13 protein-coding genes and 1 pseudogene are annotated in these 15,432 nt (G+C 61.6%); 9 read left to right on the top strand and 5 right to left on the bottom strand.

What is annotated here, in order from left to right; all coding sequences use genetic code 11:
• Positions 1 to 15 precede the first annotated feature (15 nt).
• From GGI60_RS07520 to GGI60_RS07505, 5 genes and pseudogenes are all read left to right on the top strand, one after another.
• A complete protein-coding gene (locus GGI60_RS07520; protein ID WP_183914473.1) occupies positions 16 to 933 on the top strand; it encodes a dihydrodipicolinate synthase family protein in 918 nt (305 codons plus the stop codon).
• A 101-nt stretch (positions 934 to 1,034) separates the two neighbouring features.
• Positions 1,035 to 1,508 (top strand): annotated as a pseudogene (locus GGI60_RS32750) (ATP-binding cassette domain-containing protein); the annotation flags it as partial.
• Positions 1,509 to 1,586: 78 nt separating this feature from the next.
• Positions 1,587 to 1,961, top strand: a complete 375-nt coding sequence (locus GGI60_RS32745; protein WP_409527251.1) for an oligopeptide/dipeptide ABC transporter ATP-binding protein — start codon at positions 1,587 to 1,589, stop codon at positions 1,959 to 1,961.
• Positions 1,958 to 2,911: an ABC transporter ATP-binding protein gene (locus tag GGI60_RS07510; RefSeq protein ID WP_183914470.1), complete on the top strand. Its 954-nt coding sequence runs from the start codon at positions 1,958 to 1,960 to the stop codon at positions 2,909 to 2,911. Before GGI60_RS32745 ends, GGI60_RS07510 begins: the two co-directional genes overlap by 4 nt.
• A 10-nt stretch (positions 2,912 to 2,921) precedes the next feature.
• The gene (locus GGI60_RS07505) at positions 2,922 to 3,860 is read left to right on the top strand and encodes a dihydrodipicolinate synthase family protein (protein ID WP_183914469.1); all 939 of its coding nucleotides are present in this window, start codon (positions 2,922 to 2,924) and stop codon (positions 3,858 to 3,860) included.
• Between the two features lie 69 nt (positions 3,861 to 3,929).
• On the opposite strand, the gene GGI60_RS07500 is transcribed toward GGI60_RS07505, so the two are convergent.
• On the bottom strand, positions 3,930 to 4,322 hold the full coding sequence (locus GGI60_RS07500; protein WP_183914468.1) for a RidA family protein: 393 nt from the start codon (positions 4,320 to 4,322) through the stop codon (positions 3,930 to 3,932).
• 169 nt (positions 4,323 to 4,491) lie between these two features.
• Between GGI60_RS07500 and GGI60_RS07495 the strand changes: the two genes are divergently transcribed.
• Positions 4,492 to 5,085, top strand: a complete 594-nt coding sequence (locus tag GGI60_RS07495; protein WP_183914467.1) for a TetR/AcrR family transcriptional regulator — start codon at positions 4,492 to 4,494, stop codon at positions 5,083 to 5,085.
• Between the two features lie 307 nt (positions 5,086 to 5,392).
• Positions 5,393 to 5,767, top strand: a complete 375-nt coding sequence (locus tag GGI60_RS07490) for a hypothetical protein (protein ID WP_183914466.1) — start codon at positions 5,393 to 5,395, stop codon at positions 5,765 to 5,767.
• A 102-nt stretch (positions 5,768 to 5,869) separates the two neighbouring features.
• Here GGI60_RS07490 and GGI60_RS07485 read toward each other — a convergent pair whose 3' ends face one another.
• Positions 5,870 to 6,244 (bottom strand): hypothetical protein, encoded by a 375-nt coding sequence (locus GGI60_RS07485; protein ID WP_183914465.1) that lies wholly within the window; start codon positions 6,242 to 6,244, stop codon positions 5,870 to 5,872.
• 151 nt (positions 6,245 to 6,395) lie between these two features.
• Positions 6,396 to 7,871, bottom strand: a complete 1,476-nt coding sequence (locus GGI60_RS07480; RefSeq protein WP_183934452.1) for a S41 family peptidase — start codon at positions 7,869 to 7,871, stop codon at positions 6,396 to 6,398.
• 688 nt (positions 7,872 to 8,559) lie between these two features.
• Here GGI60_RS07480 and GGI60_RS07475 point away from each other — a divergent pair.
• Together GGI60_RS07475 and GGI60_RS07470 are read left to right on the top strand one after the other, a co-directional pair.
• Positions 8,560 to 9,645: an efflux RND transporter periplasmic adaptor subunit gene (locus GGI60_RS07475; protein WP_183914693.1), complete on the top strand. Its 1,086-nt coding sequence runs from the start codon at positions 8,560 to 8,562 to the stop codon at positions 9,643 to 9,645.
• Positions 9,642 to 12,779 carry an efflux RND transporter permease subunit gene (locus GGI60_RS07470; protein WP_183914461.1) on the top strand — a complete coding sequence of 1,046 codons (3,138 nt, stop codon included), beginning with the start codon at positions 9,642 to 9,644 and terminating at the stop codon, positions 12,777 to 12,779. The genes GGI60_RS07475 and GGI60_RS07470 overlap by 4 nt, the downstream gene beginning before the upstream one ends.
• Positions 12,780 to 12,970: 191 nt before the next feature.
• On the opposite strand, the gene GGI60_RS07465 is transcribed toward GGI60_RS07470, so the two are convergent.
• Positions 12,971 to 13,852, bottom strand: coding sequence for a DUF3313 domain-containing protein (locus GGI60_RS07465; RefSeq protein WP_183914459.1), 882 nt, complete (start codon positions 13,850 to 13,852; stop codon positions 12,971 to 12,973).
• A 41-nt stretch (positions 13,853 to 13,893) separates the two neighbouring features.
• A complete protein-coding gene (locus GGI60_RS07460; RefSeq protein WP_183914691.1) occupies positions 13,894 to 15,051 on the bottom strand; it encodes a patatin-like phospholipase family protein in 1,158 nt (385 codons plus the stop codon).
• Between the last annotated feature and the right edge of the window lie 381 nt (positions 15,052 to 15,432).

The raw sequence follows: 15,432 nt of genomic DNA, 5'->3' as shown, positions 1-15,432 counted from the left end.
CGAAAGAAAGCGAAAATGAGCAAATTCAAGGGTGTCGTTCCTCCCGTCATAACCCCGCTGAACAAGGATTACAGCGTCGATTACCCGTCCTACACGCGGGTGCTGGAAAACCTGATCGAGGCGGGATGCCACGGCGTGTTCGTGCTCGGCTCGACCAGCGAGGTGATCTTCCACAACGAGCAAACCCGGCGGGAGATCATCGAGCATTCGGCGAAGGTCATCAACGGCCGCGTACCGCTGATCGTCGGCGTCATCGATCCCACCACGGACCGGGTCATCAACCATGCCAGGATCGCCAAATCGGCCGGCGCCGACGCGGTGGTCGTCACGGCGCCGTTCTATACGGTGACCAGCCAGGCCGAGACGATCGATCACTTCCGCTATATTCGCGATGCCGTCGACGTGCCGCTGATCGCCTATGACATTCCCGTCTGCGTGCATGTGAAACTGCAGCGCCAGACCAGCGTCACGCTGGCAAAGGAGGGAACCATCATCGGCATCAAGGATTCGAGCGGCGACGACGGCAATTTCCGCTACGTGCTGCTTGATCTCGCCGACAACAAGGATGTCTTCCTGATGACCGGCTCCGAAATCGTCGTCGACACGGCGCTGCAGATGGGCGCCAATGGCGTGGTGCCGGGCATCGCCAATGTCGATCCGCATGGTTACGTCAGGCTCTGGAATGCCGCTCAGCGCGGCGACTGGGTCGCGGCCCGCAAGGAGCAGGAGCGGCTCTGCCGGCTCTTCGAAATCGTCTGGGTCGGAGCGGGCCGAGTCAGCGGCGGCGCTGCCGGCATCGGCGCCTTCAAGACGGCGATGAAGAGCCTCGGCATCATTGATACAGCGCTGATGCCGCGCCCGCGGGCAGCCCTCAACGAAGCTGAAACGGCGAGGATCGAGGAAATCCTCCGCGCCACCGGCCTGCTTGCCTGATGGATGCCATGCCACAGAGCGCCGACACGATCCTCGACATCAAGGGGCTGCGGACCGTCTTTCGCATCCGCTTGGGCGAGGTGACGGCGGTCAACGGCATCGATCTGAGTGTCGCTGCCGGCGAGACGCTGGCGCTCGTCGGCGAGTCCGGCTCGGGCAAATCGGTCACCAGCCTTTCGGTCATGCGGCTGCTGACCCGCAATATCGGTGTCATTGCCGCCGGCAGCATCGATCTGAAGCGCAAGGATGGTACCGTCAGCAACCTTGTCTCGCTCCCCCAGCAGGAAATGCGCGCCATTCGCGGCAATGATATCGGCATGGTCTTCCAGGAGCCGATGTCGAGCCTCAACCCGGTCTACACCATCGGCGACCAGATCTCCGAGCCGATCCGCATTCATCGCGGGGCCAACCGGAAAGCAGCCATGGATGCGGCCGTCTCGCTTCTCGACAGCGTCGGCATTCCCGATGCCAGGCGCCGTGCCGGTCAATATCCGCACGAGCTCTCCGGCGGCATGCGACAGCGCGCCACGATCGCCATGGCCCTTGCCTGCGACCCGACGCTGCTGATCGCCGACGAGCCGACGACGGCGCTCGACGTCACCATCCAAGCGCAGGTTCTGGCTCTGCTGCAGAGGCTGCAGCGTGAACGCGGCATGGCCATGCTCTTCGTTACCCATAATCTCGGCGTCGTCGCCGAAATCGCGCATCGGGTGGCGGTCATGTATGCCGGCCGGATCGTCGAGACGGGGCCGGTAGCCGAGGTTTTCCGCAATCCGCGACATCCCTATACCATCGGCCTGCTGGCCTCGATGCCGAAACTCGGTGATGCGAGCCGGATGAAGCAGGCGGGCGAAAGGCTGGCGGCCATTCCGGGCGTCGTGCCGAGCCTGATGAACATGCCGGCCGGCTGCGCTTTCCAACCGCGATGCCAATTTGCCGTCGACGCCTGTCGCGCGGCCGTGCCGCCGCTTGCCGATGTCAATCCGCGTCACAAGAGCCGCTGCATTCGCTGGCAGGAGATCCGATGAGCGCGCCCCTTCTCTCGGTCCGCGACCTCGGAAAAGTTTATACCTCCCGCGGCGCCAGGCTGACCATCCTGCAGGCCATTTCCTTCGATATCGGCAAGGGCGAGGTGGTCGGGCTGGTCGGTGAATCCGGCAGCGGCAAGACCACGATCGGACGATCGGTGCTGCGCCTCATCGAACCCTCCGCCGGCAGCGTCCGCTTCGACGGCACCGAACTCACCAGCCTGCCTTCATCGGCAATGCGGCGCCTGCGGCCGCGGATGCAATATATCTTTCAGGATCCGTTCGCGAGCCTTTCGCCGCGTATGACGATCGGCGAAATCCTGACCGAGGGACTGAAGATCCAGGGCCTTGGCACGGCAAAAGAGAGATTGGAACGCGCCCGCGCCACGCTCGAACAGGTCGATCTGCCGCCGGACGCCGTCAATCGTTACGCTCACGAGTTCTCAGGCGGCCAGCGGCAGCGGATCGGCATCGCCCGGGCGCTGACGCTCGCGCCGGAGTTCATCGTCGCGGACGAGCCGGTCTCCGCGCTCGATGTCTCGATCCAGGCGCAGGTGATCAATCTTCTGCGCGACCTGCAGCAGCGACTTGGCTTGACCATGCTGTTCATCAGTCACGATCTCGCCGTGGTCGAATATATCTGCGACCGGGTGATCGTCCTCTATCTCGGCCGGATCATGGAAATCGCGCCAAGTGCTGCGCTTTATGCGAGGCCGCTGCATCCCTACACGCGGGCGCTGCTCTCGGCCATCCCCTCGCCCGACCCCGATGGGCCGCGCGACCGCCAGATCCTGAAGGGCGATATTCCGAGCCCCGCCGATCCGCCGTGCGGTTGCGTCTTTCGCACGCGCTGTCCGAACGCCCTGCCGGCCTGCGGCGAGACCGTGCCGGCGCTGCGCGAAATGACGCCCGGGCATTTCAAGGCCTGCATCCGCGATGACCTCGACTGAAGGAAGTGAGATGAGCATGACAACCCGCCGCCATCCTATCGCCGGCAACTGGGCAAGCCTGCTCCTGCCGATCGCTGAGGACGACAGCATCGATTTCGAAAAGCTCGGCGAGGAAATCGACATACTGATCGCCGCCAAGGTCGACGGCATCTATTCGAATGGCACGGCGGGTGAATTTCACAACCAGACGGAAGCGGAGTACGAGCGAATTCAGGAGATGCTGGCGTCGCGTTGCCGGGCGGCCGGAATGGCCTTCGTCATCGGCGCCTGCCAGCCGGATCCGATCATCATGCTCGATCGCCTGCGCCGCGCTACTGCCCATAAGCCATTGGCAATCCAAGTGATCCTGCCTGACTGGTGGCCGCTCACCAATCTTGAAGCCGTCGACTTCTTGCACCGGGCGTCGGAGGCCGCCGACGGGATCCCGCTCGTTCTATACAATCCCCCGCATGCCAAACGTGTCCTGTCGCCAGCCGAGCTCAGCGACGTTTGCGGTCCCTGCCCGTCGGTGGTCGGGATGAAGATCGCCGATAGCGACGATGCCTGGTATGCGCAGGCGCGCGCATATCTTGGCGAATTTTCCCTGTTCATTCCCGGCCATCATCTCGCCACCGGCATCAAACAGGGCGTTGCTGCCGGCGCGTTTTCCAACGTCGCCTGTCTCAGTCCCCATGGTGCCCAAGCCTGGAAAGAGCTGATGCACGCCGACATCGACGCCGCGTTGGAGATCGAAGGCCGCATCTGCGCCTTTATGGACAGCCACGTCGTCCCGTTTCGACGCGACCACGGCTATTCCAATGCAGCGCTCGACAAACTGCTCGCGGCGATCGGCAACTGGGGTCCCGTCAGCACCAGGCTGCGTTGGCCTTACCGCTTTATTGGCGAGCAGGAAGCGAAAGGTCTGCGCGAGCGGGCCCGCGCGATGATCCCGGAACTTTTCGCTCAGTAGAGAGAGCGAACTTGCCCGAGCAAGGTGAGTGCTTCCGCGAGACCGAGCTTTGCGTCGGCCTGTCAGGCATCATGAAGGGATGCGGGCGATCACCTTGATCTCGAAATCGAAGCCTGCCAGCCAGTTGACGCCGATCGCGGTCCAGTTCGGATAGGGCGCCTTGCTGAAAATCTTCTGCTTGGCGGCCATGATCGTTTCGAACTGGTTTTCGGGGTCGGTGTGGAACGTCGTTACATCAACCAGATCCTCAAACGTGCAACCCGCGGCGTCCAGCGTCGCCTTCAGGTTTTCGAACGCCAGCTCGACCTGGCGTGCGAAGTCAGGCTCCGGCGATCCATCGGAACGGCTGCCGACCTGACCGGACACGAAGAGAAGATCTCCGGATCGGATGGCGGCCGAATAGCCGTGTTCCTCGTAAAGGGCATGCCGGTTTGCGGGGAAGATTGCTTCACTTGGGGTCATTGTCGATCTCACTTCAATATTGTTGACTGGAAACCAAAGAGCGCGGCCGTGACATAACAGGAGCTTTCCATATTGCCGGCTCATCTGATATACGATACGTATATGAATACATCACATACGCAGGGTATGTCAAGTTAATATACGCTGCGTATATGAAATTGGAGTTGAGATGGTCAAACGCCGTGTCGAGACGATGGAGGAAAATCGTCGGAGGCTGATCGCCGCCGCGCGAAGGGCCTTTGCCGAGAAGGGATATGCTGCCGCCTCGATGGACGATCTGACTGCCGAAGTCGGGCTGACGCGGGGCGCGCTTTACCACAACTTCGGAGACAAGCGCGGGCTGCTGGCCGCGGTTGTCGAGCAGATCGACATGGAAATGGCCTCGCGCGCCCAGGAAATCGGCGCCCGTGCGGGGGATGGTTGGCAGGGACTGCTTGCCGAAGGTGCAGCCTATATCGAGATGGCGCTCGATCCGGAGGTGCAGCGCATCGTGCTGCTCGACGGACCTGCCGTGTTGGGCGACCCGTCGCAATGGCCGAGCCAGAGCGGCTGTCTTCAGGCAACCCGGCAGACAGCGGAGCGCCTGATCGCACAGGGGGTGCTCAAGCCGGTGGACCCAGAAGCCGCCGCGCGGCTGCTCAACGGCGCGGCGCTCAATGCCGCGCTCTGGATCGCTGCCAGCGACGAGCCGCAGCATGTGCTGCCGAAGGCAATCGAAGCCTTCGGCGCTTTGGCTGCAGGCCTTCTCAAGACGTCCGCGTGAGGTCGCCGCCTGCTGTCATGAATATGGGCCGAAGGCCAAGAGAAATGCGCCGACCGCGATAACGCAGTGTCGGCCACCTTGCGATAATCCGAGGAATCCGAGGCCTGGTGCCGCGGCCCAGCCTGGTGAAGGGGGCCGAAAGAGAAAACAAGTCCGCCGATTACGAGAGCGGCACCGATCAGAGCTGCCCACATCGTCGTGTCATGATTGTTCCGTCGCGTCCGCGATGTCTCTTAACATTAATTCATCCACCTTCACCAAGACTTGTGTTGAAATCGCTTCCGCTCGCCCAACAGGAAGCCTGATAATGATCCGGAGATTGCCGCGCGATGTTCCCCCGATACGCCACAAGGTCAGACCACGCCAGACGCAGGCTGGCCCATCCTATGTCGTAATCGTCATGACCGGGGTGACCAATTTTGGCCTTTGCGCCCTTATGCTCGTTCTCGCTGGCGGCACCTCGACACATTATCTTGTTCTTGCCGGCCTCTCTTTTCCGGCATGTCTTGCCACCATCGAAGCGCGCCGGCGAAGAGGCCGCGAGAGGCGCCGCGTCACCGCCGACCATTTCTTGTCTCACGCCGCCACCGCGCTCACGATGCTGCAGTGGTGCTATGTCGCCGTCATCGTGTTCGGCAGCTTTTCCAGCTCGCAGTCAATTATCCTGCGTAGCATCGGTTAGGCGGTGACCACTACTTTCGGACGCGACATGGCTCTCAATGCCTGCGGCTTTGCCGCTGCTCGACACGCTTAGGCATCCGATGGCGCGAAGCTGCTGTGGGCGTCATCGCTTCAGCACCCAAACCGTCCTGCCGTTCTGCGACGCAGCGACACCATCTTTCGTCCGGGCCAAATCAAGGCATCTTTCCGCGTCACCAGGTTTGGGCGTAATGCAAATTCCATCAGGGACAGCTCTCCAGGTCGGATGAATGCTCGCCACGCTGTCGCTGATCGTTCCGCCGCCATCCGGTCGGAATACGAGAATGTTCGAGGCCCGCCGTTTGACAACGAACATTTCCCATGGCTTGCCATCGGCGATGACCTCTGCCAGAGGCTCGCCGGCTCTGGCAGGTTCGCTCGACAGGGCAGCAAGCGCAGCGATCAACCGGATAACCGATGCTTGAATGGAGTGGCTTCTTGGCAAGTGCGCGGCAGACATCAAGATTTCCTTTCCCCTAACGGGTCCTTTCTGTGATCGTATGCGGACAGGTTGATTTCCGTGACTCTGTGGCACCCGGCGCGGGATGCTGGTCCGTCGTCCCGGCAAATCGTCTAAAAAGTGGATGACAGGCATGTCAGCGAAGCCGTCGTCACAGGTCTCGGGCCTGATAGATTTCAGGATTGGCCGGAAAAGCCTCGTGACGAACCTGCCTCAGGACGAGCTTGATCGCATATTGAAGCTGTTCATCATCAGTGCGACTGGCGGGCACATAGACCGCGGATGTGAAGGCCGCCTCGCCCTGCTCACCGGGCAGATGCCGCGTAAGACCCGCTTCACCTGCAACGGTGTCCTTGCCGGCAAAGGTCTTAGGAAAGGTCTGTGCGACCTCGATGTCCGGCACGATCCCCAATGCCTGGATGGACCGGTTCGAGGGCGTGTAGACGCGTGCCGTGGTGAGGCTCATTCCGGCGTGCTCTCCAACCGGGATGACTGTCTGAACGACACCTTTGCCGAATGTCCGGGTGCCGACGAGAGTTGCCCGGCGGTGATCCTGGAGGGCGCCTGCAACGATCTCAGCGGCAGAGGCCGTGCCGCCATTGACCAGGACGACCACAGGAACCGCGGCGATGAGCGCATCGATCTCATCCGAATGTGCCTCGTAGCGGCTGATCCGGCGTTCATCTCGCCCGCGGGTATAGAAGATCGCTCCGCGGGCCAGGAAGGTATCAGCAACGCGCCGAGCCTGATCGAGGGGACCGCCGCCATTGTTGCGCAAGTCGAGGATGATGCCGGCGGGCGGCGGCCCGGCTCTGGAAACAGCCGCACGGATCGCTTGCTCCACTCCATCACAGGATTGCCTGGAAAAGGACGCCAGCCTGATGACAGGAACGGCTCGCTCGAAAGTCAGCCGGGCCATCCCCAAAGTGATGATCTCGCGCGTGAGCTTGAATCTGATCGGGCTGGCTACGCCTTCGCGAAGGATCGCCACCTCGACATCGCTGCCTACCTCGCCGACGAATAGCGCCGCCATCTGCTCCAGCGTCTTTCCCGATGTCGGCCGGCCGTCAACCTCGACGATCCGGTCATTCGCCTTGATTCCGGCTCGCTCGGCCGGGCTATCTTCGATCGGCGCGACTACCTGGACCAGCTCTCCTTCCACCGTCACTTCGATACCCAATCCGCCAAACGTGCCAGCATCCTGCCGACGTATTTCGTCAAACCGTTCTGGCGGGAGATAGGAAGAATGCGCGTCAAGCGCGGTGAACATGCCCTCGATGGCGGTGCGGATGAGTTCGGAATCCGCGTGTGCGCTGACATGCCGGTTGCGGACCTGCTCGAAGACCGTTCCGAAGAGCGCGAGCTGTCGATAGGTGGTAAGGCCACTATTGGGCGCCCCGGCAAGATTGCGTTCGTCTGTCGCTCCGTTCTCGAGAGGCCGGAAAGCAAGAGCCGCGACCGCACAGTTTGCGCCGACGGTCACCGCAACTGCCAGTCGCGCAGCGGCAATGAGGCGCCGTGAGCTGCTACGGGACCGCTTATCCGGCAGAAACTTCGGCTCCGCAACCTGGCAGGCAACAGGGTCAGTTTTCATGGGAACACTCGCGGGTAAGCGGGCGTCGGGCAAGCGAAAGGACCATCTATCTATCCCCTAAATCGCCGCGGCCGGGACTCTCGCGGCTCGCGTTGCATGCTGGCGGGCTTAGGCTTGCCGCAAGCACGGCGCGCCGTTTCCCGTGAGCGGAGAGCCCACGGGCCGTAAGGATAAAGGTGCATATTGATCGCTTCTAATCGGCTGCTTGTTAGGACGCGCGCTGACCTGGACGGTTGGCGCGGAACCGACTTCTGTCTTTACAGGGAATTGCGCTGTGACTTCCTTCTGATGTCGTTCACCTCCAACGATTGGGATCGCGAGCAAAGGCGATGCGGCCGATGATCTTCAAGGCGGCCGGATTTGTCATCATGAGTTATGTTTTGATTTGTTAAGCCGGGCGAGCACAGGACGCATGATCTCAACGGGCTTGCCAATCGCGGCTCTGAACCCATGGTCGGGTCTGCGTTCGCCGGAGGTAACCTCAGCAGGTGAAAATGACGCTCTTGCCGCGCCGCTCGGCATTTCAGAGCTGGCCGCCGGACGCCCCGGCTTAACCTAACTTAATCGAACTTTGCCGATCTTTGACCGCATCATGCGGTCGATCCGCTACATCTGGGCTGACAAACGCCGCCAGCGGCCGCCTTGCCGTTGCCGCGCGCGGCCGACCGCGACCGGGGCCGCCGGCCATCGCGCATGCGGGCGCACCCACTGCAGGAAAATCATGAAAGGATCCGCTGTGACGCAACGTTTCCCGTTACTTCTCGGCCTTTTTCTCGGCGCATCACTCGCCGGCCGGGGAGATGCGTTCGCGCAACAGGGCAGCGCGGCACTGACCGTTGCCGTCGAAGCACCCGCGGAACGAGAATGGCCTGAAACGGTTCCCGCCAGCGGCTGGATGAAGCCCTGGCACGAGGCAATCAGCGCTGCTGAAATCGGCGGCCTGCGCATCACCGATATCCTCGTTGATGTCGGATCTGTCGTGACGAAGGGGCAGCCTTTGGCTCAGCTTGCCGATGACACCGTGCGCGCGGATCTCAGAAAGGAGGAAGCCTCCCTGGCGACATCCAAGGCTGATCTTGCCAAGGCCCAGGCCAACGCCGAGCGCGCGCGCAGGATGAAGGGAAGCGGCGCCCTCTCTGATGAGAAGATCATCGAATATCTGAGCACCGAGCAAACGGCGATGGCGGGCGTCGAATCTGCGCAGGCCCTGGTCGAGGGCCAGAAGATCAAGCTTTCCCAAACAACCATCGTGGCGGTCGACGACGGACTAGTTACCTCTCGTTCTGCCCAGCTCGGCGCCGTTGTCACCTCCGGCACGGAGCTCTTCCGCCTCGTGCGCCAACAGCGCATCGAGTGGCAGGCCGAGGTGTCTGCACGGTACCGCCCGTTTATCAAGGAAGGCTTGACGGCTTTAATTGACGGCCCGGCCGGCCAGCAGATGAGGGGAACGGTCCGGCTGGTCGCGCCGACCGTCAGCACCGATACAGGCAGGACGCTCGTCTACGTTTCTCTGCCGGCAGGCTCGCAACCGCCGATCGGCTTCTATGCGACGGGACGAATAAAGCTCAGGGTCACACCCGCCGTCGCCGTGCCGGAGACCGCGTTGGTTGCGCGCGACGGCATCTACTACGTCTTTACGATCGACGCCGAAGAGCGGGTCAGGCGGGTCCGCGTCAAAACCGGCCGCCGCAACGATGGCGAAGTGGAGATCGTCTCCGGCCTCGCTCGCTCTGCAATGGTCGTGACGACGGGGGCCGCCTTCCTTTCGGATGGCGCACTCGTGCGTGTGGCAGGAGAAACACGGTGAATTTCTCCGCATGGTCCATCCGAAATCCGGTTCCCGCCGTCCTCCTTTTCATCCTGCTGACTGCAGGAGGGCTCATCGCCTTCGAGCGACTTTCGGTTCAGAACTTTCCGGATATGGATCTTCCCACGGTTGAGATCCGCGCCACGCTGGAGGGCGCTGCACCGTCTCAACTGGAGACGGAAGTCGCCCGCAAGATCGAAGACAAACTCGCTTCGCTCAGCCTTCTCGACCACATCACCACAAAGATTACTGACGGCAAGGTCGCCATCAGCGTCTCCTTCCAGATCGGAAAGGACGGCGAGGAAGCACTGAACGAAGTGCGCAACGCCGTCGACAGCGCCGGTGGGGATCTGCCTCCTGCAATGCAGGCTCCGAACATATCAAGGGCTATGATTCAAGGATCGACGCTCATTGCCTTCGCCGTGCGCTCCACCCGGCTCGACCAGACGGAGCTTTCCTGGTTCGTCGACAACGATATGACGAAAGCCCTGCTTGCCATTCCAGGCGTCGGCAATGTCAGCCGCGTCGGCGGTGTCGATCGCGAAGTCCATGTGGATCTCGATCCGCAACTGATGAGCTCGCTGGGTATCAGCGCGGCCACTATTTCCTCGGGATTACGGTCCGTGCAATCCGACACGTCGGGCGGGCAAGGCGACATCGGCGGGACCAAGCAGACGATCCGAACGATCGGAGCAGTCTCCTCGATTGAAGAACTGAAGGCACTCGCAATTCCGCTTCCGAGCGGTGCACGGGTACGGCTTGATGAAATCGGCACCGTAACCGACAGCTTTGCCGATCGCTCGTCAATTGCCCATCTTGACGGAAAGCCGGTGATCGCTGTCGAGATCAAACGCTCGAACGGCTTTTCCGATACGGCCGTCGCCGCGGCAATCGAAACCGCGGTACAGGACTTCGCGAGAGCCAATCCCGATGTTGATATTGTCCAGGCCTACAGCACCGTCGGTCCAATCATCGAGAATTATGACGGCTCGATGCAGATGCTTTATGAAGGCGCTATTCTGGCAATCGTCGTGGTCTGGCTGTTCCTGCGCGACTGGCGCGCGACATTCCTGTCGGCGATTGCGCTTCCGCTATCGGTCCTTCCGACCTTCGCCATCATGTATCTCGCCGATTTCAGCCTCAACACGGTAACGCTGCTGGCGCTTTCGCTGGTGGTCGGCATCCTCGTGGACGATGCGATCGTCGAAATCGAAAACATCGCGCGCCACATGCAGACGGGAAAATCGGCGAAGAGCTCGGCCCTCGAGGCGGCGGACGAAATCGGCCTCGCCGTTATCGCCACGACCTTGACTCTCGTCGCCGTTTTCCTGCCGACCGCGTTCATGAGCGGCATTCCGGGGCTGATCTTCCGACAGTTCGGCGTGACGGCGTCGGTCGCCGTTCTTGCCTCGCTGCTGGTAGCACGGCTTTTGACACCGATGATGGCGACATACATCATGAAGGTCCATCCCATCGCGGCCAAGGATGGGCGGATCATGCGCGGCTACATGACCCTCGTCAAAGCCTGCCTCCATCACCGCCTGCTGACGACGATCTGCGTCCTTGCTTTTCTTGGCCTGTCGGTGGCGACCATCCCGCTCCTCGGCTCGGGCTTCCTTCCAGCTTCGGACGATGCACAGACGCGGGTCACCATCACGTTGCAGCCGGGAACGCCCATCGAAAAAACCGATGCGCTCGCCCGAAGGGCCGCCAACATCATCGCTCGTCTACCCGACGTGACGCATGTGTTCACCTCCGTCGGAACGGTTTCATCAGGCGATCTCCTGGATTCGGCGACGACGGTCGATACCACCAGTGCATCCCTGGTCGTGGACCTGAAAAAGGCCGGCGAACGAAAGCTCTCCCAGCTCGATATAGAAAACCATATCAGGCAGGCGCTCGGCATTCTCCCCGGTGCGCGGATTGAGGTGGGGGCGGGGGGTAACGGCACCAGGCTGGATATTACGCTCGCCAGCGACGACGCGGGCGAGCTCGCCAAGGCTGCCGGCGCACTCGAAGAACAGCTTCGGACGCTGCCGGGAATTGGGGCGGTTACATCAAGCGCTTCGCTCCAGGCTCCCGAAATCCGGATTGTTCCGGACCTCGATCGGGCGGCAGCCCTCGGCGTAACGGCGGAATCGATCTCCGAAGCTGTTCGCATCGCAACCGGCGGCGACTATTCCTCCGCCCTTGCCAAGCTCAACCTGCCACAGCGCCAGCTCGACATTCGCGTGCGTTTCGATCCGAGCAACCGAAAGATGCTCGAGGATATCGCCAGCCTGCGCGTCGCCGGCAGCAGAGGCAGCGTCGATCTGGACTCGGTTGCCGACGTCAGCATCGGCAGCAGCCCGTCCGAAATCAGCCGGATTGACCGGTCGCGCAACGTCGTGCTTTCGGTCGAACTCAACGGTCGCGTCCTGAGCGATATTTATCGTGAAGCCCAGGCCCTGCCTGCACTTCGCAATCTGCCCCAAGGCGTGAGACTCATCGAGCAGGGCGAACTCGAGCGCCGATCCGACCTTTTCGACAGCTTTGGCATCGCCATGGCCATTGGCGTCTTCTGCATTTATGCCGTCTTGGTGCTGCTCTTTCACGACTTCTTCCAGCCACTGACAATTCTCATGGCGCTTCCCTTGTCGCTCGGCGGCGCCCTTCTGCCGCTCGTGCTGACCGGAACAAGTTTCTCCATGCCTGTCATCATCGGCCTGCTGATGCTGATGGGCGTGGTGACGAAGAATTCCATCCTGTTGGTCGAGTATGCGATCATGTCGCGACGCACAGGCGCCTCACGTCTCGATGCCCTTGTCGATGCCTGCCACAAGCGGGCCCGTCCAATTGTCATGACGACGATGGCGATGGGAGGAGGCATGCTTCCCGTGGCCCTCAGCCTTAGCGGTGGCGACACAAGCTTCCGGCAGCCGATGGCGATCGTGGTGATTGGCGGCCTGACGACGTCAACTGTTCTCAGCCTCTTGGTGATCCCCGTCGTCTTCACCTTCGTCGACGATTTTCTCCTCTTCCTCAGGCGGGTTACTGGCACAGAACAGCCCAAGGCTTCGTCGGCAACCGCCGAACAAGAGAGCATTCCGAACGACGAGAGGCCCCGACGCGGAAAAATCAGCCTCGCAAAGTGAAGCTCTTGCAGGTCCACCATCGAAATCCCTTCCCACGGCAGGCCGTGGAAGGAAACTGCGTGGAGGTTAAGGCTCTTAAGCTCGTCAGCCGAGCGGCCACAAACAAACGCCGACATCAGGCATGTCGGCGGTCATGGATTACGAGAGATTCTATATACCGGGCGGTTACGCGATGCCGGATCAGATTCGGGTCACGGTGACCACTGGCCGACGACCGCCGGCCGCTTGTCCGTCCAGGACGGCGGCAGGCCAATCTGCGAGGCCGCGAAATCCTTGACACCGGGCGACCGCCCGAAGCGTTCGCAGGCCGGATATTTCGGCCTTCCACCGAGGCTGGACCTGATCTTCTGAGCGGAAGGGAACTTGGGCAGTCCCTTATAGGGAGTCTTGCCGGTGACGAGCATCTTTGAGAAATCGCTGCCGAAGCTAGAGGCGAGCGAATAGGCGTCTCCGACTTGCGAGACGCGTGCGCTCGTTGTGATGGCATTGGCACCCTTCGCCCAGACCATCGCACCCGCCTGCTTGCCGTCTCTTGTCGTCGCTTCAGCCTCTACGGCAAGGCCTCCGAGCCCCACCGGCAGCCGAGGCACCGGAACCGGGATGACGAACGACGCTCCGAGCGAAGTCGCCGTCGACACGCCGGCCATAGCAGCATTCGTCGGCACGATGCGGGTGACGGTGGCGTGAACGACGACATCGGCATTCTCCCTCCGATCGACGACCTGGAAACGGTCGCTGACGCCGACGCAGAGCGCGCGGCTGATGACATTGGCGACAAGAGCCGACTCCGAAGGCTTTCTAATGGAAGCTCCCGCATTCGGCGAAACCGTCGTCGACTCGACGTAGATGGTTTTAGCCGCAGCGAGATCATTCGGGTCGACCCTGAGTCGCGCCTTGGTGATCTTGCCATCGTTCGACATCAGGCCATCATAGGATACCAGCGTGTGCGCCTCTTCCAGGGGCACGGTGGTACAAGCTGCGGCAGCCGACAGCGCGAGGCAGGACAGAAGCGCCGGGGCTATCGGACGGCAACGGCGTCGAAGGACGGCCCGATCAGCGCGAGAATGTGACATTTCGTTCTCCTATCGTTGGAAAGTGTGAGGAATAGGCGCCGCTATTGCGGTGATGGATCGGGATCTGCCGCAGCGAGATCGATAAAGAGCGGCTCGTCTTTCCAAAGGCTGCCGCTTGCCATCCTGGCGTAGCCGAGGTGGTAGACGGCGCGCATATAGTTGGTGTTGAAGGGATCCGTCATCTTGTAGGGGATCTGTCTGTCGATCGAGGCGACATGAAAGCGGATGCCGTTCTTCTGGGCATAGACGTAGGTGGCGACCAAAGCACTGCGGGTCTGGGACTTGATGAGGGCAGCGCTCGCCCTGGCCATGACGGCCAGCGTATTGTTCGAAGTCGTCGAGAATTCCGGCATCAGGGCGTTGTTGACGATGACATACATGTTCAGCTTGAGATCCTTCGGCCATGTGGCCTGACGGGGGCTCGCCATCCAACCCTCCGGGATCGTCAGGATTTGGGATGATGAGCCGCCGTCTGAGTGCATCTCCTCAAACTGCTGGCCGCCTGCCTTGACCTTGATGAGCACGGCCGGAAAAACGCCCGGGATGCTCGCCGAGGCGATGATGACGTCCTGAAATAGCTTCAGCGCATCCGCCCGTCCGCTGTCGGCAATGGCACCCATGTTCCAGATCACCGGTCTCTGGGAATCGAGATTGGAGGTCAGGACAAGAAGGCGCCTGCCCTTGCGGTGTTCGACGGCGATTTCTTCGAGGACGTCCTGCGTCAGGTGGCGCTCGACCATCCGGCGCAGCGGCTCCTGCTTCAGCAGGCTCGGGCCAAGCAGCGCTTTCGGCAGAAAATCAGCGTCCACCAGTTCCTTGGCGACCCCGCTCGTATAGAGATCGACAAGCGTTTCGTCATAGGCCGGACCGAGGAAAGCCAGTGGCGCGATCAGCGCGCCGGTGCTGACGCCGCTGACGATGTCGAATTTCGGCCGCTCCTTCCTGTCCGACCAGGCCTTCAGTGCACCGACGCTGAAGGCCCCTCCGGCGCCGCCGCCGGACAGGACGAGATAATTGACGTCCTTGCGTCTCGGAACTGCGAGCCAGGCTCGCGCATCGGGCAGCTGCCGGCCGACGTCCGCATAGGTGCGGATATCGCCAAATCCTTCGATATTGGCGTTGGCGGCCGCCTTCGGGCCGTAGCTAATCCTGTCCGGCGCCAGGCAGCCGGCCAATAGGGTCAGCATCAGGATGGCCATCAGTCGAATCAATTTTGTCGCCCTGCCTTCGGCCACGGTGCAGAGCGGCAAGATCACCGCCGGCCGTGGAACGTCGCTCCGCGAGCTTCCTTCCGGATCGCGTCTGATCGCATTAATCCGGATTCGCGATTGCCTTGGATTTTGAGTTGTTAAGAGTTGTTGTGACACCGCTGCTGCAGTGGCTGACGGGACGTGGATTGCGCGCCCATCTGGAACAAATCTTACCGGCCGCCTTGGTTTCGTCGCGGTTCTGACATCGCCTGACTCCCGCACCGGCTAATCAGACGGGCGAGAAGGAGACAACCATGCGCTGTCAGGAGATGACCGCCGCTGAAATCGTGAAGGCTCCGTTGATCAGACAGATGATGCAGGCCGACCTAG

It is taken from the genome of Rhizobium lentis, assembly GCF_014200175.1.
Classification (GTDB): domain Bacteria; phylum Pseudomonadota; class Alphaproteobacteria; order Rhizobiales; family Rhizobiaceae; genus Rhizobium; species Rhizobium mulingense.
The sequence above is the reverse complement of the archived record's forward strand: the minus strand, read 5'-3'. Positions and strand labels throughout refer to the sequence as shown.